Origin of the sequence: Stenotrophomonas sp. TWI1149 (assembly GCF_039673155.1) — a bacterium.
GTDB lineage: Bacteria > Pseudomonadota > Gammaproteobacteria > Xanthomonadales > Xanthomonadaceae > Stenotrophomonas > Stenotrophomonas maltophilia_AA.
In genome coordinates this window covers 49,328-73,771 of sequence record NZ_JBDJLB010000014.1, presented here as the reverse complement: position 1 = coordinate 73,771, position 24,444 = coordinate 49,328, and the positions used below count along the sequence as shown (strand labels likewise).

General features: G+C 68.2%; 12 protein-coding genes. 11 read left to right on the top strand and 1 reads right to left on the bottom strand.

Annotated elements, in window-relative coordinates; all coding sequences use genetic code 11:
* Positions 1 to 90: 90 nt before the first annotated feature.
* The gene (locus ABE424_RS15900) at positions 91 to 552 is read left to right on the top strand and encodes a hypothetical protein (protein WP_346490590.1); all 462 of its coding nucleotides are present in this window, start codon (positions 91 to 93) and stop codon (positions 550 to 552) included.
* A 3-nt stretch (positions 553 to 555) separates the two neighbouring features.
* On the opposite strand, the gene ABE424_RS15895 is transcribed toward ABE424_RS15900, so the two are convergent.
* Positions 556 to 903: a hypothetical protein gene (locus tag ABE424_RS15895; protein ID WP_346490591.1), complete on the bottom strand. Its 348-nt coding sequence runs from the start codon at positions 901 to 903 to the stop codon at positions 556 to 558.
* A 71-nt stretch (positions 904 to 974) separates the two neighbouring features.
* On the opposite strand from ABE424_RS15895, the gene ABE424_RS15890 reads away from it, so the two are divergent.
* The 10 genes from ABE424_RS15890 (at position 975) to ABE424_RS15845 (ending at position 24,431) form a co-directional block, all read left to right on the top strand.
* A complete protein-coding gene (locus tag ABE424_RS15890; RefSeq protein ID WP_346490592.1) occupies positions 975 to 1,739 on the top strand; it encodes an STN domain-containing protein in 765 nt (254 codons plus the stop codon).
* Positions 1,739 to 2,269 carry a sigma-70 family RNA polymerase sigma factor gene (locus tag ABE424_RS15885; RefSeq protein WP_346490593.1) on the top strand — a complete coding sequence of 177 codons (531 nt, stop codon included), beginning with the start codon at positions 1,739 to 1,741 and terminating at the stop codon, positions 2,267 to 2,269. The genes ABE424_RS15890 and ABE424_RS15885 overlap by 1 nt, the downstream gene beginning before the upstream one ends.
* On the top strand, positions 2,266 to 3,291 hold the full coding sequence (locus tag ABE424_RS15880) for a DUF4880 domain-containing protein (protein WP_346490594.1): 1,026 nt from the start codon (positions 2,266 to 2,268) through the stop codon (positions 3,289 to 3,291). The genes ABE424_RS15885 and ABE424_RS15880 overlap by 4 nt, the downstream gene beginning before the upstream one ends.
* Positions 3,292 to 3,480: 189 nt before the next feature.
* On the top strand, positions 3,481 to 17,055 hold the full coding sequence (locus tag ABE424_RS15875) for a filamentous haemagglutinin family protein (RefSeq protein ID WP_346490754.1): 13,575 nt from the start codon (positions 3,481 to 3,483) through the stop codon (positions 17,053 to 17,055).
* Positions 17,056 to 17,206: 151 nt separating this feature from the next.
* On the top strand, positions 17,207 to 18,829 hold the full coding sequence (locus tag ABE424_RS15870; protein WP_346490595.1) for a ShlB/FhaC/HecB family hemolysin secretion/activation protein: 1,623 nt from the start codon (positions 17,207 to 17,209) through the stop codon (positions 18,827 to 18,829).
* Between the two features lie 37 nt (positions 18,830 to 18,866).
* Complete coding sequence (locus tag ABE424_RS15865; protein WP_346490596.1) at positions 18,867 to 20,678, top strand: DUF2341 domain-containing protein; 1,812 nt, start codon at positions 18,867 to 18,869, stop codon at positions 20,676 to 20,678.
* A gap of 10 nt (positions 20,679 to 20,688) precedes the next feature.
* Positions 20,689 to 21,102 (top strand): biopolymer transporter ExbD, encoded by a 414-nt coding sequence (locus tag ABE424_RS15860; RefSeq protein WP_088433529.1) that lies wholly within the window; start codon positions 20,689 to 20,691, stop codon positions 21,100 to 21,102.
* Between the two features lie 4 nt (positions 21,103 to 21,106).
* Complete coding sequence (locus tag ABE424_RS15855; RefSeq protein WP_346490597.1) at positions 21,107 to 21,799, top strand: energy transducer TonB; 693 nt, start codon at positions 21,107 to 21,109, stop codon at positions 21,797 to 21,799.
* 50 nt (positions 21,800 to 21,849) lie between these two features.
* Complete coding sequence (locus tag ABE424_RS15850) at positions 21,850 to 23,580, top strand: putative porin (protein ID WP_346490598.1); 1,731 nt, start codon at positions 21,850 to 21,852, stop codon at positions 23,578 to 23,580.
* Positions 23,581 to 23,648: 68 nt separating this feature from the next.
* Complete coding sequence (locus tag ABE424_RS15845) at positions 23,649 to 24,431, top strand: SapC family protein (protein ID WP_346490599.1); 783 nt, start codon at positions 23,649 to 23,651, stop codon at positions 24,429 to 24,431.
* Positions 24,432 to 24,444: the final 13 nt, after the last annotated feature.

Genomic DNA, 24,444 nt, shown 5'->3' with positions numbered 1-24,444 from the left:
CCCGCCATCGTTCTGTCACGGACGCATGGCACGGTAATCGCCCACCGGGCCGCCCCTGCGCGGCCCGGTTTCTTTTTCGGGGTGGGCAACATGACGGTGGTGGCAGTACACACGCATGCGTGGCGGCAGCGGCTGCAGCAGTGGTGGCGGCAGGCCCGTCGCTGGGGCGTGCTGGGTGGGCTGGTCGTGGCCAGCGGGGCCACGGCAGCCGATGCCGCACCGGCGCACTGGATGGCCTACGCCGCGCAGGCCGGTGAGGTAGTGTCGCAGCGCCTGGGCGACCCGGCGGATCCGCGCGTCGAGCGCTTGCAGGCCCGGCTGGCCGAGCGCAGCGATCCGGCTGCTGCGTTGACGGTATCGCTGTGGATCGATGCCAGCGGCACCATCACCGATAGCCGTTTCGCCTCGCTGGGTGACGCCGTGGCGGATGCCGATCTGCGTGCGCTGCTGCGCGACACGCCCTTGCCCGCGCCCCCGCCGGACATGCGGCAGCCGTTGAATCTCGGGCTGTCCCTGGCATCCCCCGCGGTGGTCGACGCGCCCCTCCCCTGAGCGTCATCGCCCCGGCCGGACCGTCGGCGGCGGGGGCGGCGGGCGCTGCGGCTGCGTCGACATCCCGAACGCAGTGCCCATGCGCTGCTGGGTAGCGGCGCGATGGGCCAACCCCAGCGCCGAGGGTGGCTGGCGGACGATCAGCAGCGAGCCGGATGCCTGTGCGGGTGCCACCGACGCCGGCGCAGGCGCGAGCAGCCGGCTGAAACACGCGTAATCGCGGATGCGCTCGCCGTTGACCTCCACCTCGATGCAGGCCGGCGCTGGGTCTGCCTGCGCGCGGGCGACCCAGGGCACGGCCAGCAGGGCGATGCACAGGCCCGCTGCGGTGGGTGATCGAAGGTCCGGCATGGCTGTCACCGCTCTGCAATGAAACCGACCTAACGTGACCGGCTTGGCGTTGTGATGCTGGCGCGTCTTGCATGCAGTTTGATGACACCGGGGCGCATGACCAACAGGGGCGGGCAGGCAAGCGCATCGTCGGCCGGCGCAGGAACTCACTGCGCCCGTGTGGCTGGCTGTTTCTCCTGCTCGCGATGACCTGGCCGCCGGCGATGGCGCTGGCCCAGGACACCGTTGATGCCGCGCACACGCAGTACACGTTCGATGTTCCGGCGCAGCCGCTGCCGGAGGCCTTGCAGTCGTATGGGGAGATCACCGGGGTGGCGGTACTGATCGATGCCCGCTTGTTGGGTGGCCTGCGTTCGACCGCGCTGTCGGGGCGGTACGCCCGGCGCGACGCGTTGCAGCGGATGCTGGGCGGTACCGGGCTGGCTCCGCATTTCGTGGAGAACGGTGCGTTCACCCTGGTGCCGGTGGGATCCGTGGACGCCGACGAGGTGCTGCCCGATGCCACACCCATGCCTGCACCGTCGCTGCCCGAGCGGACCCGCCAGCGCGGCGCCCAGGTGATCCAGCACTCGCTGGAGCAGGCGCTGTGCGCTACGGCACTGACCCGGCCGGGCAGCTATCGGGCCAGCCTGCGCTTCTGGTTGACCGAACCGGATCGACGCATCCGCGCGCCGGAACTGCTGGCGTCCACCGGCGACCCGGTGCGCGACGCGGCGATCGTCCGGCGGGTGCGCGACCTGCCGTTGCCGGGCCTGCCGGCCGACCTGCCTCAACCGATCACGCTGCTGTTGCTGCCGGAAGCGACCGGCGCGACCCCGCCGTGCCGGAGCCGGTGATGGCGGGCCTGCGCAGCCTGTTCCTGGATCACTACGAGGCCTTCCGCAAACGCCTGCGGCGCCGGCTGGGCTCGGACGATCTGGCCATGGATGCGCTGCAGGAGACCTGGTTGCGCGTGGAACGCATGGGCAGCACGCAGCCGCAGCGCAATCCGGTGGCGTATCTGTTCCGCATGGCGCTCAATGCCGCCACCGATCAGCGCATCGCCCACGGCCGGGTGCTGACCGGTGCCGAGGTGGAGGCGCTGATGGAGGAAACGCCGGATTCCCTGGACCCCTCCGACGTGGCGCATGGCCAGGCCGAGATCGCGGCGCTGGCCGACGCCCTGCGCGAGTTGCCCGAGCGCCAGCGCGCCATCCTGATCGCCGCGCGCATCGACCAGCAGCCGATCGACACCATCGCCGACCAGCACGGGGTCTCCTCGCGGATGATCGGCAAGGATCTCAAGAAGGCGCTGCAGCATTGCGCAGGTCGGCTGGACCGGCCGCTCGTGCAGCGTTTCGGTCCCGGGGCGGGAAAACCGTCATGACAGATATGAAGACCACGCCCGCCCCCCTTTCCGCTGACCTGCAGGCGCAGGCGCACGACTGGCTGCTGCGCCTGCAGACCGGCCCGGTGACGGCCGCCGACGCCGAGGCATTCCGACGTTGGCGCGCGCAGGACCCCGGCCATGCGCTGGCCTTCGCCCAGGCACGCCGGCTGTGGGCAGCGCTGGCGCCGGCGCTGCAGGCCAGTGCCGCGCCCGCGGAGGCACCGGCGGCGAACGCTGGCGTGCCGCTGAGCGCATCCGCAGCCGTCCTCCCGGTGCGGCAACGCCCCCGCCGTTTCAATCCCGGCCGCCGCGCGTTCCTGGGCGGCGCTGCCGCCGCCGCCGCGGTCGGCTGGGTGGCAGTGCAGTCGCCGCTGGGCCTGTGGCCGGCGCTGGACGCGCTGGGTGCCGACTACCGCACCGCCACCGGCGAGCGCCGCGATATCAGCATCGGCAGCGTCGCCGTGGCCATGGCCGCGCGCACCACGATGCGCCGTCCCGCCGACGGTTCGGCCGGGATCGTGGTGACCGAGGGCGAAGCCCAGTTCGCGTTGCCGGCCTCGGCGGCCACCGGCTTCGTGATCGGTGTCGACGGTGCCCGGTTGATGCCGGCGCCGGGCGCGCGGGTGAATGTGCGCTGCGTCGGCGGCGATACCCGCATCACCTGCCTGGCCGGGCGGGCCGAACTGGTGCGTGGCCCACGCACCGTGGTGCTGCAGCCCTCGTGGCAGGCACGCCTGACAGCGGACCGGATCGCCTCCGTGGCACCGGTGCCGACCGATGGCATCGACGCGTGGCGGCGCGGCTGGCTGGTCTTCGATGATCAGCCGCTGCAGGACGTGGTGGACGAAATCAACCGCTACCGCACCGGCCGGATCGTGCTGACCGGCAACGCACTGCCGGCACGGCGCGTACAAGCGCGCATTCCACTGGCGCGCATCGATACCTTCATCGATCTGGTGCGCGACGCCTATGGCGCAAAGGTGGTGAGCATGCCCGGCGGTGTCGTGCTGTTGAGCTGAGCGGCGCGTGCGCAGATGAATTTTTTGTTGCAACGGTTCAGTCGTTGTCACCGGCCCCCGTCTTATCCCTCGTAACAAGCGCATCGCATTGCACTGCCACGCTCGCTCCTGCCATGGACGGGATCGCGCTGCAGGACGGAAGCACGCGCTTGCCCTTATCAGCGAACGATATTGCGACGGGTGACAGCGATGGTGAAGCAGCAGAGCGGTTCGATCGGATGCACGACCCCGCAGGTGCCGCAGGTGCGCGCGCTGTCGCAGGCCATCGCGGTGTTGCTGATGGCCGGTGGCGTCGCGGCAGGCGTCAACGCGCAGCAGGCCTTCAGCCCGGCATGGTTCGCCAACAAGGGCGTGCAGCAGCAGACCGCCGCGCAGACCGGCCGCCTGCCGAACGGCATGCCGTCCAACCTGGTGCGTACCGACCAGCAGGCGCAGCAGGCCCGCGACACGCTGAAGACCTCGCTGGAGAACCTCAACACGGCCGCGCAGGCGATCGCCATGCAGCAGCGCATGCAGCAGACCGCGCGCGATGCCGCGCGGCTGCACGCCGGCCAGGTGCCCGATGGCCTGGGCGAGGGCGGGCTGAAGATCGATGACGACACCCTGACGCGCGGCTGGTTCAACGCCAGCGCTCCGACCCAGAGCAGCAAAGACGGCACCACCACCGTCAGCATCGCCCAGACCGGCGACAAGGCCATCCTCAACTGGGAGACCTTCAACGTCGGCCGCAACACCGTGGTCGATTTCGACCAGCAGGCGAGCTGGTCGCTGCTCAACCGGGTCAATGATCCCAACGCGCTCCCGTCGCAGATCCTCGGCCGCATCCAGGGCCAGGGCACGGTGATGCTGGTCAACCGCAATGGCGCGGTGTTCGACGGCAGCAGCCAGGTCAACGTCAAGAACCTGGCCGCCTCGGCGGTCAACATCAGCGACGCGCAGTTCCGCAGGGGTCTGTACAGCGACGCGCAGGGCAATGCCTTCATCCCGACCTTCGGCAACGAACTGACCACCACCACCAACGGCTTCGCCCATGGTGCGGCCACCGGTGACGTGGTGGTGGAGCGCGGTGCGCAGATCACCACGGCGGTGCCCACCTCGGTCACCGAAGGCGGCGGCTACGTGCTGCTGCTCGGCCGCCAGGTGCACAACCACGGCCAGATCACCACCGCCAATGGCCAGACCACGCTGGCCGCCGGCGATGCGTTCGTGATCCGCAAGGGCATGGGCACCGACCAGAACCAGACCTCCACCACCCGTGGCAACGTCGTCACCACGCTGCGCAAGCCGGTGGCAGCCGATGCCGTCGTGGCCACCGCCAGTGGCGTGGTCAGCAACAGCGGCCTGATCCAGGCCAGCACCGGTGACATCACGCTGGCCGGCCATGATGTGCGCCAGCAGGGCACGCTGGTCTCGACCACCTCGGTGAACACCCGCGGTACCGTCCACCTGCAGACCGAGCGCAAGGACGCGGAAGGCAAGGTCACGCTCGGCACGGGCAGTCTGACCGTGATCGCCCTCGACGACACGGCGACCACCGCACTGGATGTGCAGCGCGAGACGCTGATGCTGGACGCGGTCAACGCCGGCGATGGTATCCAGCATCGGCGCGACCAGTCACTGGTGCAGATCATCAGTGGCGGAGATGTCGATATCGAGGGTGGGAGCCTGACCCTGGCCACTGGCGGCCAGGTGATGGTCGATGCGGTGGGCAGCAGCGATGTGGCCGACAGCGCACGCATTGACGTATCCGGTCATGTCGGCGTCAAGATCGCGATGGAAGCCAACAACGTCCAGATCAACGTACAGGGCAACGAACAACGCGACGCATCGGTCAACCGCGACGACAAGTCCCTCAACAGCAGGAACATCTGGTTGGACCGGCGCGACCTGGTCCTCGTCCCGGCTGGTACCAACGGCTATGAAACCGACCGCTGGTACACCGCCGGTGGCCTGCTGGAAGTCGGCGGCTATCTGGGCGTTACCGGACATGGCATCGGCGAGTGGTCGGCCCAAGGCGGTACCGTGCAGTTCTCTGGCGGCAACCTGACAACGCAGCGCGGTTCCAGCATCAATCTGTCCGGCGGCACACTGGACGTCCAGACCGGCTATATCCAGCAGACCCATCTCAAGGGTGCCGACGGCAAGCTCTACAACGCGTCCACGGCGCCCGGTGACCTGCTCTATAGCGGCCTCTATCGCGGCTTTGAAGACACGCATGCGCGATGGGGCACCACCGACTACCACTACAACCCGTTGATCGGGCGCCAGCAGCGGCTGGAGAACGGCTATGTGGTCGGCCGGGATGCAGGTCGGCTGGTGATCGCCACGCAATCGGCAGCACTCGCCGGTGACGTGGAAACCACGACCTTCCAGGGCGACCGCCAGATCCGCGCGCGTGAAAAGGACCTGGATGGCTATCTGCAGGCGCAGACGGCGGTGGCGCGCAATGGCCAGCTGGTGATCGGCCAGCTCACTGCGATCAATGACAAGGGCACCCGGGGTCTGAAGTACTCGCCCTCGGCCATCACCTCGCAGGTGACCATCGGTGGTGCTGCTCCGGATGGGGACGCCAGCGAGACGACCCCTGTATCGCCAGGGGTGCACCTGGATGCGGCCTGGCTCAATGAACTTGCATTGGGCAGCCTGCAGGTACTCGCCCGCGACAGCGTCAACGTGGAGGACGCGATACAGGTCGCTGCCGGCGGCGAGATCGGGCTGCACGCCGTCGATGTGCAGGTCGATGCGGATCTGGTGGCACGGGGCGGATCGATCGCCCTGGGTGACCAGGTGTCCCAGTGGACGACCTCCAATGGTTGGTTGGACAGCCCGATCGCTGCACCGCGCAGCGGCACCCGCGCGCGCACCGTCCTTGGCGAGGACGTGCTGCTTGACGCGCGGGGTATCTGGAACAACCTGCAGGCCACCCCGGAGGGGATTGCTGGATTGCCCTTCATCGACGGCGGCACCATCACGCTGCACGGCAGCGATGATGTCGTGGTATCGCGTGGCGCGCGCCTGGATGTTTCCTCGGGCGCCACGCTCAAGGCCAACGATGCGCTGGAGGGTGGCCGGGGCGGCGACGTGTCGGTCATTGCCAACGGTCGCTTTGCCGTCGGCACGGATGCTGCGCCGGCTGGCCAGCTGACGCTGGAGGGCGAACTGCGTGGGCATGGCGTCAAGGGCGGCGGCACGCTGCGGCTGCAAACGGGCAACTCCGTCGTCATCGGCGGCCAGGTCGCGGGCAGCGATGGGGTGCTGCGCGCGGGTGAGGCGTCCCCGGTCGATCTGATCGCGGTGGAGGGCCTCCAGATCACCGCCGGCAGCGTACTGCCGGTGGACTATCACTACACCCGTGTGCAAGCCAGCGCAGGGGAATCCATCGGCGCCCAGCCGGTGGTGAATCCGGCCAATCCGGCCACCCATCTGACGCTGCAGGCACCCTGGACGCTGCCCAAGCCGCTGGGCAGCAATGACAGCTACGTGGTGCGTACCAGCACCGGCTTGGCCTACTCGGTGAGCTTCTGGTCCGCGCCGGTCGTGCTGCCCGCAGGTACGGTGATCAATCAGATCACCACCAACCTGGGGGGATTCCCGGTCAATTACGTGGTGCCCGGCGACGCATTCCCACGCGGCATCGGTGTACAGCCAAGCGCGGCCATGATCCGCGCTGGCACGATCGCGGCCACCGACCTGCTTTTGCCTGCGGGCACCCGTATCGGTGCCGGTAACGTGTTGGCGCAGGATGTCGCCGTGGCCCGTCCCTTCCAGCTGGATGTGGGGGTGTTCGACCGTGGCTTCTCGCGCTACGAGGTGACCGGCCACCAGAGTCTGGCGGTGGCCCCGGATGCCGATCTCCGCGTGACCATGCCGGTGCTGCGGGTGGATCCGCTGCTGGCCCGCAGCCTGTCCACGGGCAGTGAGCCAGAGGAGGCACTGCAGACCTGGTTGGCGCCGGAGTTCACGGCCGACGCTGCCAAGGGCACGTTGTCCCAGCGCCGTGGCGCGGACCTCCAGTTGACGGCGGGGTATGGCATCGGCTCCATCGCCTCGTTGTCGATCGGGCGTGGCGCGCATCTGCAGGTGGACAGCGGCCGCAGCATCGGCCTCACCACGGGCGGGCAGATGACGGTCGAGGGCACGCTGCAGGCCAATGCGGGTCAGATCAACCTGCTGGACCATGGATTCGGCCAGGAGGGCGCCTCGGCGAAGGGTCACGATCGCTCGTTCTGGATCGGTGAACACGCCCTGCTCGATGTGTCCGGTGCGGCCCATTCGGGAATTGATGCGGCCGGGCAGCGCTTTGGCGAGGTAACCGACGGCGGACGCATCCAGATCGGTGGCCGATACGATCCCGATGCCACGGCGGCGGATGGCGTGGACGCCTTCGTCGTGGTGCGTCCGGGGGCCCGCCTGGAAGCGTCCGGTGCTGCCACTACCGTGGACCTGCCGCAGCTGGGCGCTACCCCGTTGGCCAGCAATGGCGGCGTCGTCCATCTGGCTAGCTTCAACGGCCTGTTCCTGGATGGATCGATGCGCGCAGCGGCAGGTGACCAGGGGGCTGCGGGCGGCACGCTGTCGGTGACGCTGGAAACGCCGAACTACCTGAACACGGACGTTCCCGATGCCCGCGTGCGCTCGCTTCGCGAAATGGTCATGGCGCAGGCGCACCCCGGTTCCGGATTGGCGACCGACCTGAGGCCAGGCCAGGCGGATCCGGTCATGCAGTACGGCCAGGGCGCGCTCGGGGTCGACCAGGTGCAGGCCGGTGGTTTCGGCACCCTGGGTGTACTGGTCAGCGGCGTGCTCAGTTTCCAGGACAACGTCGACCTGACGCTGGGCCAGAGTCTGCGTCTGACCAGCAACTCGCTCAGCCTGGCCGAAGACAGTGTGTCCGGTGCACAGGTCAGGTTGGCTGCGCCCTATGTCCGGTTGGCCGGCAGCACCCGTACCGGCAAGGATCACCACACGCTGCCGCTGCCCGATATCACGCGTCTGCCGCTGGTGCTTGATGACACCCACCTGCGCGTGGACGCCAACACAATCGACATCCTGGAGAGTGTGGCCTTCGGAACCTCGGGCCAGCTGTCCCAGGTCACCGGCAAGATCGAAGTGCAGCGTAGTGGCTTCGATACGGTGGAGCTGCGCAGTGAAGGCGATCTGCGCCTGCTCAAGTCGAAAGTCCGCGATCGCACCTCGCTGGATACGGTCGGCAATCTGGTCCTGGCCGCCAGCCAGATCTACCCGGCAACCAACGCGATCACGGAGATTCGCGCGGGCAAGGTGGGCCGTGTCGACACGGACGGACAATTCAAGGTTGCATATGACCCGGACCGCCACCTGCGTATAGAGCGGATAGCGGGCGCTGAGCCGGCGATGCCACTGAGCGCCTTCGGCAGCCTGCAGTTGATGTCGGCAAACATCGAACAGGGCGGCGTGCTGCGCGCACCGCTGGGCAGCCTCATTCTCGGCCAGTCCGAGTACAGCGCCATCGCCACTGGCACCCGGGTCCACCTGCAGCCGGGCAGCATCAGCTCCACCAGCGGTGCTGGGCTGAGGCTGCCTTACGGCGGCACCAAGGACGGCCTCACCTATGTCTACGACGGCATCGACGCCGTCTACAAAGGCATTGGCGGCGACGGTGCCGAACTCGGTGGTGTCACCCTGCGCGGCGAGCAGATCGTGGTGGATGCGGGCGCGGTGATCGATCTGTCCGGCGGCGGTGAGCTGAGCGGCGCGGCGTTCTTGAGCGGTCGCGGCGGCTCTACCGACGCACGCCTGCACCCGCTGGTACAGATCGCGCCCCATGGCGAGGGCTTCGTGCTGCCCGGGCTGTCCACCAATCCGGTCTACGCGATCATGCCTGGTACTCAGCCAGGGGCGGCGCCGGTCGCCGCCGAAAAGGGGGCCGGCGATCCTGCCATCGGTCGCCAGGTCCAGATCGGCGAGGGCGTTCCCGGGTTGCCCGCCGGCACCTATACGTTGCTGCCGTCCACGTATGCCCTGATGCCGGGTGCTTTCCGTGTGGAGGTCAACGGCCTGGCCGAGAGTCAAGCACGGTTTGGCGCCAGCACGGCCATGCGCAATGGTTCCTGGACCACCTCGGCGCGCTTCAGCACAGCCAGTACGCAGATCCAGGATTCGCTAAACGCGCAGGTCATCGTGACCTCGGCGGATACACTGCGGCAGTACTCGCAGTACAACGAAACCAGCTACGCGCAGTTCGGCCTGGACTGGGCGCTGCGTGATGGCGCACCGCGGCCGCGCCTGGAACGCGACGCCGGCCGACTGACGTTGGACCTGGGCATGCGGCCGATCGACGCCCCAGGTGTGACGATCGCGCCTGGTACCGTCGTCCAGGCGGCTGCCACGGGCGGCTTCGGCAGCGAGCTGGTCGTACTGAGCAACGCGCGGGCAATCGAACTGCTGGGTCCGGGCCAATCCCCGACGATCGACTTTGATGGCCTGTCGCTGCATGCCGATTCGATCAACGCGGTCGGCGCCAACACCGTCACCATCGGCGGCACGCCGACATCGCTGTTCCAGTTCAACCGTATCACCCAGAACGCCTACAAGGTGGGCTTCGGCAATCTGTACAACGCCGCCCACAGCATCGTGATGCGCGAAGGCGCGGAACTGAGCGCCGCACAGGTATTCCTGGTGACCGGCAAGAAGGATGGCGGCATCACGCTGGAGCAGGGCGCGACCATCACCACCCTGGGTCGCGGCGACGCGGCCTGGGATTCCCGTGCCGGTTACATGTTCGACCCGGGCCAGGCCTCGGTCCTGGCCGTCTCCAATGGCTGGTTGGACCTGCTGGCGCCGACGCTCAGCAATGATCCCCGGTCGGGCCAGGGCGACATACGTATCGGCGTGTGCGTCACGGAGGCCACATGCACCGGCAGCGCCGCGCTGTACGCCGGTGGCACACTCACCGCCGCAACGACGGCTCGGTTCGAGCTGGCCGAATCCGCGCGTTATGGCGCGCGCAATCTGGTGCTGGCGGTGGGCAGCATCAACGTCGGCAGCACCGACGCGCTGGCAAGGCTGGCGACCGATGGCCTGTTGCCACCGGGACTGACCCTGAACCAACAGGTGCTGGATCGTCTGTTGCGGGGTGATACGAGCACGGGTGCACCGGCCTTGGAGCGCCTGGTGCTGACGGCGGCGGATTCGGTCAACTTCTACGAATCGGTGCAGCTCTCCACGCTCGACAGCACCGGTAAGTCCACGCTGGACGAACTGGTGCTCACGACCCCGGCGATCCATGGCTTCGGCAGCGCCGATGACGTTGCACGCATCCAGACCGACTCGCTGGTCTGGAATGGCAGCGCTGCGCCTGCAGGTGCCGTGGTGGCGGGGGGGGCCGGCACGGGCAGCGGCCAACTGCAGGTCGATGCGCGCCAGATCGTGTTCGGCTATGCCGAGCAGAGCCAGCCCAATACGGTTGCCTCGCACGACCGCCGTACCTTGGGCTTCGCCACGGTGGCGCTCAATGCCAGCGAGCGGATCACCGCCAATCACCAAGGCAGCCTGGCGGTGCACCAGGCGCAGGGTGACTGGGACGCTCAGCACCAAGCGTTCGGCTACAGCGGCGGTGATCTTCGGATCAGTACGCCGCTGCTTACCGGCAAGGCAGGTTCGGTGAACCACATCAGCGCGGGCGGCAACATTTCCGTCAGCGCACCGCAGGGCAGCACCCGCACGCCTGTCGACAATGCCGCGCTGACCGATGCGCTGGGCGCGGAACTTTCGCTTGATGCCGGTGCAGGGGTGACGCTGGACACGGCGGTGCTGCTGCCCAGCGGAAAGCTGTCGCTCACCGCGCAGCGCGACGTCATTCTCGCGGCCGGTGCGCAGCTGGATCTTGCCGGACGCAGGATCGACTTCTTCGACGTCAGCCGCTACAGCTGGGGTGGTGATGTCCATCTCGAGAGCCAAGACGGCAACATTCTCCAGGCAGCGGATTCCCGCATCGATGTCTCCGCGGTCAACAACCGCGCCGGCCGGCTCAGTGCGTTCGCCCTTCATGCCGCCGCTGGCACCGTCACGCTGGACGGCCATCTCAGCGGTGGCAGCAGCGGCCGCTACGATGCCGGTGGCACCGGGGTGCCTTATGCCAGCAGCTATCTGGACCTGCGCGCACAGCATATCGGCGACTTCGCAGGGCTCAACACGCGCCTCAACCAGGGGCAGTTCTTCGGCGGCCGCAGTATCCAGCTCAAGCAGGGTGATCTGGTCATCGGCGATGAGCTCAAGGCGCGTGAGATCAACGTCTCCGTGGATAACGGACACCTGCGCGTCAATGGGCGTATCGATGCCAGTGGCGAGCAGGTCGGCAGCATCCGCCTGGCGGCCTCGCAGGGCGTCACGCTCGCCGGCAGCGCCATGCTCGATGCGCATGCCAGCGTGTTGCGCAGGGATAGTTACGGTCAGGCCATCGATGCGCCCAACCGTGCGGTGATCGAGATCGACTCGGGCCAAGGCGTGCTGTCGATCGCTGGCGGCGCACGGCTGGACCTGGGCGTCACCGGCGCGGACCGGAACTTCGGCAGCGTCGCATTGAACGCGCCGCGTCTGGGCGGTGCACGCGGCAACGACATCGCCATCGATGCAGGCGCGCCGATCCGTGTCGATGGCGCCCGGTCGGTCACCGTCAACGCCTTCCAGCGCTATGACGATGCAGCCATCGGCACCGACACGACCAGCGACGGGCGCACCTACCAGGTGATCGACCAGGCCTACCTGGACGGAAAACATGCCGACAGCGTTGCGTTCATCGACAACGCCCTGGCCAACCCGGGCTTGATCGATGGCAAGCTGGCCGGGCTTCGCGCGTACGGGGACCAGTTCCACCTGCGCCCCGGCGTGGAGATCGCCACCAGCGGTGATCCCTCGCGCAATGCCGACGGTGATCTGCACATCGATGGCGACATCGATCTGTCCGGGCATCGCTACGCCAGCCTGAATCCGGCCACGCAGAAGAGCGCGGTGTACGGCTCCGGCGAAGCCGGCGCACTGGTGCTGCGTGCCGCGGGTGACCTGGAGGTGTTTGGCAGCATCAGCGATGGATTCGACGGCTCGCGCCTGACCCTGGGGACCACGCCGGATGATCGCGGCTGGGTCCTGCCGCAGGGGCGCCTGCCTTTCGGCGGCGAAGTGGTCATTCCGCACGGCGGCGTGGTGACGCTGGATACCGGCACCAGCTTCCAGCTTGGCCGTGTACTGAACTTTGACGTGCCCGCCGCTGCGATGACCTTGCCCGCAGGGGTGGTGCTGCCGTCGACCATGGTGCTGGACGGACCGCTGTTGCTCGCCCCGGGCGTGGTGCTCGGCGCAGCCATCCGCGACGCCGATGGCGCGGTACTGCATGCGGCCGGCAGTGTTGTAGCCGCGGCAGTGACCCTGCCGGCGGGCACCCGTCTGGAGGCCGGATTCCAGCTGCCGGCGGATGCGCGCGTCGCCGCAGGCATCTGGCCGGCGGGCGCGACGTTGCCGGTGGGCATGCAACTTGCGCAGCCGCTGCTGCTGGCCAAGGGCGCGATCCTTCCCTCCGAAACCCAGGTCAAGCTGCCCGGTGGAGCGGAGATGGTGAATCTGCGCCCGGCCGATGCGGATGGCAACCAGGGCCGCACCTGGGCATTGGCCCCGATGCTGCCCGCCGGCTCGCGCTCGTTCGACCTCCGTCTGGTGGCCGGCGCCGATCTGGACGCTGCCGACAATCGTGCCGTTGCTGCCAACGGGACCGGCACGCTGCGTCTGGGTGACAGCCATTACGGCATGGGCAGTGAGCTCAGCCCGATCCCCGGCACAGGCTCGCCGGCGATCTACCGCTGGTCAGAGAATCTGGACGTGGCGAACTGGGAACTGATGGGCATGCCATTCGCGCTGGTGCCCGGCGCGATCATCGCGCAGGAGGACCTGGATATCCTGTTCCAATGGGGGTTCATCGGCGAGACTCCGCTGGAGCTCAATGACTGGGGACTGGGCGATACCATCGCGCAGGAAAGCGAGGGTACGGCGCCGGATTACGAAAATCTTGCCCGCCCCGCACGCGAGCAGCTGTTCAGTGTATTGCGCACCGGTACCGGGGATCTTGACCTGGTGTCCGGCGGCGATCTGCAGATGCGCTCGCTTTACGGCGTCTACACCGCCGGCACCGCATCGGCGGCCACGATGACCCGCGATGGCCGTGATCCCTACAACCTGCCGCGTGGCCTGCTCACCGATGGCAGTCTTCTGTGGAAGAAGGAGGGCATGCCGTACCAGCATCTGGTCGATGGCGGCGCGCAGAGCCTCTACAGCGCCTGGTATCCGGACCAGGGTGGCAACGTGCTGCTACGCGCCGGTGGCGACATCCAGGGGGATCTGGTGGGGTCCGGCGGCGACATCCGGCCTGACCTTCCGCTGGGCATGGTGCGTTCGCAGATCGGCACGGTGTCAGTGGCCAACTGGCTGTGGCGGCAGGGCACCGGCAGCGTCACCCCCGGCGCGGACGGTACGCCTGCGGCGTGGTGGATCAACTTCGGCACCTACGTGGCCGGAAGGGTTGATGGCACCTACTACCCGTATGAGCGCGATCTGTTCGTCAACGACCCGTATCTGGTCGGCTTCACGGGTGTGGGTACGTTGGGCGGTGGCAACCTGGTGGTCGAGGCGCGTGGCAATGCCGGCATCATGGCGGCACGCGGCGATGCCACGGAAAACGCCAGCGGGGCGATCGGCCAGCCGAACTTCGCGCCCCGCAGCCAAGGCCTGAACCTGGCCGTGGCAAGCACCGGGCGCATGAACGCCGCTGGCGAACTGATGTTGACCGGTGGTGGCGATCTCGATCTGCGGCTGGGCGGCAGCCTCAACCCCAACGCCGGCCTCCGCCAGAACGATCACGATCTCAACAGCACCTTGGTCAACCTGCGCGGCGCGCTGCGGGTGGAGGCCGGCGCACTCGGCGGGCTTGAGCTGCGTTACGGCGTGGCCGACCACCTCGACTCGCGCGGCGGCGATCCGTTCAGTGCCGGCCGTGCCTATGCCGGCGGTGGGCCGGTGCTCGTCCTTGGCGACGCGGCGGCACGGCTGGATACACGCGGTGATCTGGTACTGGGCGGTGTCGCCGATCCTGGCCGTACCAAGCTGCTCAATTCCACCCCGTTCACCTACGGCGGGCAATACCACGCCGGCGAAGGCTGGAGTGCCTTCTCGCTGTGGACACCGGCCACCAGCGTCGAGCTCTTCAGTGCCGGTGGCAACCTGACGCCGACCACGGACTGGGCCGAAGGCGGGCCGAGCGAAGATGTGGCGATCGGCCGCCGTGGTGGAAACGCATCGGGCACCTATGATGGCAGCTTCTATCCGTCCATCCTGCGGGCCGCGGCCGCCAACGGCAGCATGTACTACGGCGTGGGTACCGCCACGTTGCGCAACAACTTCGGCACCACGCCACTGCGCATCCTGCGTGGCCTCACGTTGGCGCCCTCGCCGCAGGGTAGCCAGTTCACCAACGTCACCGGTACTGGTGAGCTGAGCCTCCTTGCCGCCGGGTCGATCTATGCCGGTGGCTACGCCATCACCGCGTCCACTGCGGATCCGGCGGGGTTGAGCAGTCCGTTCCGTCCGGCGTTCCTGGGCATCACCGCGCAGACCGGTGGCGGCCAGTACGGCAGCGATCCGGTGCAGGTATACAACGCGGCCCCCGTCAATGTCGGTTTCAATGACTGGATCCGCGATGGCAACGGCCGCATGAGCAACGCCTCCCTGCTGAACTTCGGCAGCCAGGCCACGTCCAGCCATGCGGGGGTCGGCCAGGAGCCCGCCCGCTACTACGCGGTGGAAGGCGATATCGTCGGCCTGCGCATGGGCCAGGTGGCCGCGCTCGGCTTCCAGGGGCGCGATGGAGATCGCTACGACGGCTCGATTCCCGTAGCCGTGCGCGCTGGCCGCGACATCACCGACAGCGGCACCCGCCTTGGCCAGAAGGACACGGTAGGCGAGGGCCATGGCAACCTGATCGTCCACGGCCATGTCGATGACATTTCGGTGGTGGAGGCCGGCCGTGATATCCGTGCCAGCAGCTTCTACGTCGCCGGCCCGGGCCTGTTGGAAGTCACCGCCGGTCGCAACGTGTATCTGGCCGACAAGGGCGAGATCAAATCCATCGGTGCAGTGGTAGACGTGAAGCCGGGCGACCGCAGCAACGGTGCCAGCATTGTGGTCGCCGCTGGCATGGGCGCCGGGGCGGACTGGAACGGATTCGCGGATCGCTATCTGGATGCCACCAATCTCGCCGACCCTGATCGTCCGCTGGCCGACCAGGCCGGCAAGGCGGTGACCCTCTACAATGGGTCGGTGTCGCTTGCCGGCTGGTTGCGCGAGGAGTTCGGCTACAGCGGCGATGAGGCGGGCGCGGTCGCTTACCTGACGACCAAGCAGCGCGAACTGGACCAGGCCAGGCAGGCCGCGCTCGCCGACGGTGGCAGCGCGACCAATCGTTCGCTTGCCCGTGAGTATCGACTGGAAAGTCAACTGCACCTGGTCAATTGGTTGAGTGATCGCTTCGGCGGCGTCAACCGGTTGGGCGTGACGTTCGATCCCGCCACGATGGATGCGCGCGCCTTCTTCGATGGGTTGCCGGCCGAGCAGCAGCGCGCCTTCCTGCGCAACGTCTACTACGCCGAACTCAAGGCAGCCGGCCGCGAGTACAACGACGCCGATGGCGGGCGCTTCGGCAGCTATATCCGTGGCCGCGAGGCGATCGCCACGCTCCTGCCGGGTTCGGAGGGGGCAGACACCGCAGGGCGCTACCAAGGTGATCTCACGCTGTTCAGCAGTGCGCAGTACATCGATGAGTACGTCAGCACGAATGGCATCGGCAAGGATCGCCCGACGCCGGGCAAGACGTATATCAGCAAGGAAGAGTGGCTGGCCATGGGCAGCCCGAGCTACGGGGTGGCGTACTACGAAGTGCTGGATGCCGGCATCCACACCCAGTTCGGCGGTGACATCCAGATCATGACGCCCGGTGGCCGCACCTTGGTGGGCATCGACGGTGGTTTCGTGCCGGGACCGGGCTCGGGTGTCATGACGCAGGGCGAGGGCGACATCGCCATCTACGCCCGCGACAGCATCCTGATGGGCCAGAGCCGCATCTTCACCACCTTCGGCGGCAACATCCTGGGGTGGTCGGCGCAGGGTGACATCAACGCCGGCCGCGGCAGCAAGACCACCGTGGTGTATACCCCGCAGCGCCGCGCCTACGACACCGTGGGCAACGTGACTCTGTCACCGAATGCACCCAGCACCGGTGCGGGCATCGCCACCCTCAACCCGATCGCGGAGATTCCGCCCGGCGACATCGACCTGATCGCGCCGCTGGGCACCATCGATGCAGGCGAGGCCGGCATCCGTGTCTCCGGCAACGTCAACCTGGCCGCGCTGCAGGTGCTCAACGCCGACAACATCCAGGTGCAGGGCAAGGCAGTGGGCATTCCGGTGGTTGCGGCGGTCAACGTCAGTGCGTTGACCTCGGCCAGCGCGGCGGCGAACACCGCAGTGCAGGCGGCGCAGGAGATGGTCAAGCGCCAGACGCAGCAGACCCGCCCCTCCACCATCAGCGTGCAGGTGCTGGGCTTCGGCAGCGAAACCAGCAGCGTGGCACCGCCGAAGCACGAGGATCGCTACGACCCGGACAGCGTGGTGCAGGTGGTCGGCATGGGCGAGCTGAGCACCGAGCAGCGCGCCCGCCTCGACGCTGCGACGACGAAGCGACAGTGATGACGACGTCTTTCCTGCCCTTGGCCAGCGCGCATGGCCAACGCCATGCGCGCGCACGCAACTGCCTTGCCGGTGCAACGGCGCTGTTACCGCCGTTGCGCACGCTCACCTCCTGCGCATCTGAATCCCTTTCCGCATTGAGAAGCCACTGATGTCTTCAATCTCCCCGGCGCTGGCACGGGCATCCCTGCCACTGGGCCTGCTCTGCGCGATCTCGCTGGCCAACGCGCAGACCGCGCCTGCCGACGCCGTCGCTGCCCCGATGGCGGCCGCGGCGGCCCCGGCTGCCCGCGTCACCATCAACGAGTACCTGGTGCGCGGCAACACCGTGCTCGGCGCGCGCGACATCGAGCAGGCGGTCTCCCCGCATCTCGGCCCGGACCGCACCCTGCAGGATGTCGAAGCGGCGCGCGTGGCGCTGCAGTCGGCCTACCAGGGCAAGGGCTACCAGTCTGTGTATGTGGATCTGCCCGAGCAGCAGGTCAGCGGTGGCGTGGTGATCCTGCAGGTCACCGAGACCCGCATCGGCCAGGTCAAGGTGGTCGGCGCCGAGCACAACGATCCCGCACGCCTGGCCCAGCGCGTGCCGGCGCTGCAGGCGGGCGCCGTGCCGGACTTCGAACGCGCGCAGGCGCAGCTGACCGAACTCAACCGTGGCGGCAAGCGCCAGGTGGTGCCGCTGGTCAAGCCCGGCGCCGCCGAGGGCACGATGGATGTGGAGCTCAAGGTCGATGACAAATCCCCCTGGCGCTACAGCGCCACGCTCAACAACGACCACAGCGTGGACACCGAGCCACTGCGCAGCATCCTCACGGTCGGCCACGACAACCTCTGGCAGCGCGAGCACACCGCCTCGCTGACGTTCTTCGCCGCGCCGCAGGACCTGGACCAGGCCAACGTGTGGTCCGGTGCCTACGGTCTGCCGCTGGGCAGTCCGGACTGGATGCTGGATTTCTCCGGCTACCGCTCCGACAGCAACGTGGTGTCCACCGGCCAGACCAATGTCACCGGCAAGGGCCACGCGGTCGGCGTCAAGCTCAGCCACACCTTCCCGATGACGGGCGCGTGGTGGCACCAGCTCTCGGCCGGTGTCGACTTCAAGGACCTGGACGAATCGGTCGCGATGGTCGGCCAGGCCTCGGATTTCGCCCCGCTCAAGTACGCGCCGGTGACCGTGGCCTACAGCGGCTTCCGCCAGGGCACCAGGCACCAGCTCAACGTCGGCGTGCAGGCGGTGTTCGGTGCGCGCAGCCTGTTCGGCTACGGCAGTACCGATGATGAGTTCGACTGGAAGCGCGCCTACGCCGATCCCAGCTTCTTCGCGCTCAAGCTGGAACTGAGCGACACCTACACGCTGGAGAGTGGTGCGCAGTGGTTCGCGCGGCTGTCGGCGCAGATGACCGACCAGCCGCTGGTCTCCGGCGAGCAGTTCGCCGCCGGCGGCATGTTCACCACCCGTGGCTATCGCTCCGCCGAAGGCATCGGCGATTACGGCGCGCTGGCCACGCTGGAATGGCGCACGCGACCGCTCGGGCTGTGGGGCCTGCAGGAGTGGCGCTTCTACGGCTTCCTCGACGGTGCGTGGCTGGGCCTGCGCCGGCCGCTGCCCGAGCAGGCCGACAGCGCCGCGATGAGCGCGGTCGGCGTGGGCAGCAGCCTGCGCATCGGCGAGCACTACAACCTCCGCTTCGACTACGGCCGGACGCTGCACGACGGCCCGACCACGACCAAAGATGCCAACCGCCTGCACCTGAGCGTCGGCGCCAGCTACTGAGCCTGACTTTCCCAAGCATTTTCCGGAGATACCGTCCATGCAACGCCTTCTTGCCCTGTTGTTGTTCTGCCTGAGCATGTCCACGCTCAGCGTCGCCCACGCCGAGACCGCGTGGTGGCAGGCCGACTGGAAGTACCGCAAGCCGATCACGCTCGATGCCAGCCCCAACGGGGCCGCGCTGGGCGGCAATCTCGGCCGTACGCCCGTGCTGATCCGCCTGCACACGGGCAACTTCGCCTTCGACGGCGTCGCCGAAGGCGGCAACGACCTGCGCTTCGTCGGGGCCGATGGCCACACCGTGCTCAACCACCAGGTCGAGCAGTACGACGCGGCGCTGGGCATGGCCCTGATCTGGGTCGACGTGCCCACGCTCAGCGGCACCACGGCGCAGACGATCTGGATGTACTACGGCAACGCCGGCGCGCCGGCGGCCGCCAACGGCCAGCGCGTGTTCGATCCGGACTACAGCGCGGTCTACCACTTCGCCGACAGCGGCACCGAGGCACGCGACACCACGGCGTATGTCAACACGCTCACCGGTGAGTTCAAGCCGGCCGACGGCGCGATCATCGGCCGCGGCGCACAGCTGGCCGGCGCGCCGCTGCACCTGCCGGGTGCGCCGTCGCTGGCGGTGGCGGCCAACGGCGCGATGACCGTCTCGGCCTGGATCAAACCGGACCAGCTCGGCCCGGACCAGGCGATCTATGCGCGCCGCGAAGGCGGCAACGTCTTCCTCGTCGGCCTCGACAACGGCGTGCCCTACGTGCGCGTCAACGACCAGCGCAGCCAGCCGATCCCGGCACTGGTGGCCGGACAGTGGGCACACGTGGCGGTGACCAGCAGCGAGAATGCGGTGATGCTGTACGTCGCCGGCCGCGAAGCGGTGCGTCTGGCCACCGGCCTGCCGGCGTTCACCGGTGAGGCCCTGCTCGGTGGCGACGCCCTCGCCACGGGTGCGGCGGGCGAGGCGGCCGCCCTTCCGGCCGCGCAACCGTTCCTGGGTGTGATCGATGAAGTGCGCGTGTCCAAGGTGGCACGCCCGGCCACCGCGCTGCTGGCGGATGCCACCGCGCAGGGGGCCGAATCGCGCCTGATCGCCTTCGGCGAAGACGAGCAGTCTGCCGGCGTGAGCCACTTCGGTTTCATCCTCAAGGCGATGCCGGTCGATGCCTGGGTGGTGGTGATCGTGCTGGGCCTGATGCTGCTGCTGTCCTGGGCGATCATGATCGCCAAGAGCCGCTACTTCGGCACCGTGGCCAAGGCCAACGAGGCCTTCACCGTCCAGTACAAGAAAGTCACCGGTGCACCGGTCGCTTCGCTGCAGGCGCTTGAACGCACCGGCAGCCTGGCCCCGCAGATCCGCGACAACTCCACGCTGTGGCGGCTGTACCGCATCGCCATGGAAGAAATGGACGGCCGCGGCTCGCACCACCATGGCCTTACCGCGGCGGCGATCACCTCGATCCGCGCCTCGATGGATGCCGAAGTCACGCGCGAGACCGAGCGCATGTCCAAGCGCATGAACTGGCTGTCCACCACGATCGAAGGCGCGCCGTACATCGGCCTGTTCGGCACCGTGATCGGCATCATGCTGGTGTTCGCGGTGGCGGCGATGGCCGGCGCGGTGGACATCAACTCGGTGGCCCCGGGCATGGCGGCGGCGCTGCTGTGTACGGCGGCCGGTCTGGGCGTCGCGATCCCGGCGCTGTTTGGCTACAACTGGCTGGCCTCGCGCGCTGAAGCAATCGCGGCGGACATGTCGGTGTTCGTCGACGAGTTCACCGCGCGCCTGGCCGAAGAGTTCGACCGCACCGCACCGGCCGCCGCAGCGCGCCCGGCGCTGGCCTGAGGAGACCACCATGGCCAGGGCAAAGCGGTTCGGCATCAAGAAACGCGAGAAAGGCATCAACGTCACCCCGTTCGTGGACGTGCTGCTGGTGGTGCTGGTGATCTTCATCCTCACCAGCAACGCCACCATTCCGGGGATCGAGGTCAACCTGCCGAAGGCCAGTTCCAGCATGGCGCTGGAGAAGCCCAAGACCAAGGCGATCACGGTCGACAACGCCGGCCAGATCTTCCTGGACGCCTACCCGGTCAGCCTGGCCGAGCTGGAGGATCGCCTGCGCACGGAGAAGGCACTGAATCCGGATATCCCGGTGATCGTGCGCGGTGATGCGCAGGTGCAGTACGCGCGCGTGGTTGAAGTGCTCGACCTGCTGCGGAAGATCGAGCTGACCCAGGTCGGCCTGGTCACCGGCAAAGTGCAGGGGTGAGGGCGTGACTTCCCTCCACTCCCGCAGCGGTGACAGCATGCCCGCGTGGCGCCGCTGGTGGCCCGTGGCGGCGTTGATCGTCGGCCTGGCGGCCGTGGCGTTGCTGCTCTGGTACCTGCTGTTCAAGGACACCGCCAGTACGCGCCGGCCCGTGGCCGAGATCCCGATGGTGATGTTGCCGCCACCGCCGCCGCCGCCCCCACCGGAGCCCGAGCCCGAGCCGGAGGTGACCCCTGAAGAGGTCATGCCCGAGCCCGAGCCGCTGGACGAGGTGCCCAAGCCCACCGAAGAAGCGCCGACGCCCGACACCGCCGACCCGGTGACGATGGATGCCGACGCGCAGGCCGGCGGCGACAGCTTCGGCATCCAGTCCGGCTCGGGGGGCGGGCGCAGCGGTACCGGTGCCGGTGGCGCCGGCAATGCGAGCTACGGCCGTTACCTGGGCTACGTGCTGCAACAGGCCGTGGCGCGCGACGCCAAGGTGCAGCGCCTGGCCTTCCAGCTGACCGTCAACGTCTGGCTGGACGAGGCCGGGCAGGTGACCCGCGTCGAGCTCGCGCGCGGCAGCGGCAACACCGAAGCCGATGAAGCGGTGCTGCAGGCGATCCGCACGATCGGCCGCATCGACGAGCGGCCACCGGCGTCGTTGAGCTTCCCCGCGCGCGTGCTGGTGCAGGGCCGTCGCCCGGCCGGATGAGCTGCGCTGTCTTTCTTCTTCCCTGATCTTTCCTTTCTGCGAGCAAGCCGATGACCCGTTCAACCCTCCACTCCGCGCTGCTGGGACTGCGCAGCACCGCCATCGCCACCGGTGTCGCCCTGGTCCTGGCCAGTGGCGGCGCCCACGCCCAGGCAGCGGGCGGCGAGAGCACCATGATCAAGCTGATCCGCGGCCTGATGGACAGCGGCGCGCTCAAGCCCGAGGCCGGCCAGGCGCTGTTGCTGGAGGCGCAGCGCGAATCGGCCGCAGCCCCCGCAGCGCCGGCGTCCACCGCGATCGCCGCGCAGCCCGGCGACGTGCGCGTGCCCTACATCCCGCAGACCGTGCGCGATGAGATCCGCGAAGAGGTCAAGGCCAGCGTCATGGCCGAGGCCAAGGCCGAGCGTTGGGCGGCGCCTGACCAGGTGCCCGAGTGGACCCAGCGCCTGCGCGTGCAGGGTGACGTGCGCGTGCGCAACGAGAGCCGTCTGTATTCCGAGCGCAACAGCGACATCGAAGTGGACTGGGCGCGGATCAACGCCGGCAACGGATACGACGTCAACGGCAACACCAACCTGGATCTGCCGCCGCTGCGCAACACCCGCCAGGACCGCAACAATTCCTGGCGGATCCGCGCACGCCTGGGCGTGATCGCCGAGCTGGGCGAGCACACCCGTGCCGGCGTGCGCCTGGCGACCGGCAACGACAACGGCCCGGTGTCCTCCACCCAGACGCTGGGCGGTGGCCTGGTCAAGAAAGACGCCTGGCTCGACCAGGCATGGCTGTCGTGGACGCCGGTGGCGGGCCTGGACATCCTCGGTGGCCGCTTCGGCAACCCGTACTGGTCCACCGACACGCTGTTCTCCAACGACCTCAACTTCGACGGCCTGGCGTTCAAGTACGCGCAGCCGATCGGCGATGACGGCCTGTCCTTGTTCGCCACGCTGGGCCTGACGCCGTTGGAGTACTCCTCCGACAGCTTCCCGAACACCCGCCAGGACAAGATGAAGAGCGAGAACAAGTGGCTCAACGGCGTGCAGGTCGGCGCCGAGTGGCAGTTCGGCGATGCGCAGAAACTGCGCGCGGCGGTCGGCTACTACGATTTCCGCAACACCGCCGGCGAGTACTCGCAGCCGTGCGCGCTGTATGCCGGCGCGGACTTCTGCAGCAGCGACTGGTCGCGCCCTGCGTTCATGCAGAAGGGCAACACGCTGATGCTGCTGCGGAACATCGCGCTCAATCCGCTCGACCCGGCCAACACCCCGATGCCGCAGTACGTCGGCCTGGCCTCGGAGTTCGAACTGCTCGACCTCAACCTGGCCTGGGAAACGCCGCTGTTCGCGGGCAATGCCCTGCGCCTGGAAGGGCACGCGATCAAGAACCTGGCCTACGATCCCAACCGGATGTGGGAACGCGCGCAGGGCGGCATCGTCACCAACCTGGGCACTGCCGCCAACGGCGTGGCCGGGCCGCAGGACATCCAGAGCGGTGACATGGCATACATGGCGCAGGCGACCTTCGGGCAGCTGGCGATGAAGCAGACCGGCGACTGGAACCTGGCGCTCGGCTACAAGCGCCTGGAAGGCGACGCGCTGCCCGATGCCTACAACGATTCCAACTTCCACCTCGGTGGCACCAATGCCAAGGGCTACTACCTGAGTGGCTCCTACATGTTCGACCGGAACGTGTGGCTGACCGGGCGCTGGATGGCCGCCAAGGAGGTCACTGGCGCCCCGTTGTCGATCGACGTCTTCCAGCTGGAAGTCAACGCAGGCTTCTGACCGACGCAACGCCTGTCTCCGGGAGGCGGCGTGCCGCCTCCCTTGCTGCCCCACATTGGATTTTCACCATGAACACCGACACTTCCCTCGCGCCGGATGCCGGCGACGACGTCGATGCCGTCTCGGCAGCGGCCGACAGCATCACGCCGCCGGCCAGCTGGCCCATGCTCTACCGCCGTCCGGTCGTGCTGTCGTCGCAGCTTCATGCCCATTGGCGCGTGCGCCAGACCGGCGCCGCGTTCGCCGCCGGCAGTCACTCGATTCCAGTGATGATCGGGGAATTCGCCGCGGCCTCGCGCGCGTATCCGCTCGTCTTCGCCGGTCCCGAGCATCTGCCGATCGCCGTGCTCGGCCTGGAGGCGGAGCAGAACCGGTTCGTCAACGCCGACCAGTGGCAGGCCGGCGCCTACATTCCCGCCTACGTGCGGCGCTACCCGTTCGTGTTCGCGCGCACCACCGATCCGGACGGCTACGTGCTGGCCATCGATGCCGATGCGGACATGATCGTGCAGGAGGGCGAGGAAGGGCAGCCGCTGTTCGAGGGCGACCAGCCTTCGGCGATGACGCGTCATGCCCTGCAGTTCTGCGAAGCCTTCACCCGCGAAGACATCGCCACCCGCGCCTTCAGTGCCGCCCTGGCCGAGGCCGGCGTGCTGATCGAGCGCCAGGCTGACGTGGTCCTCGCCGATGGCCGCCGCCACAGCCTGCAGGGCTTCCATGTCGTCGATCCCGCGCGACTGGACGCGCTGCCGGATGCCACCCTCGTGCACTGGCATCGCCAGGGCTGGCTGGCGCCGGTGTATTTCCACCTGGCTTCGCTGGGTCGCTTCGCCGACCTCGCCACAGGCTGACCTGTTCTACCGG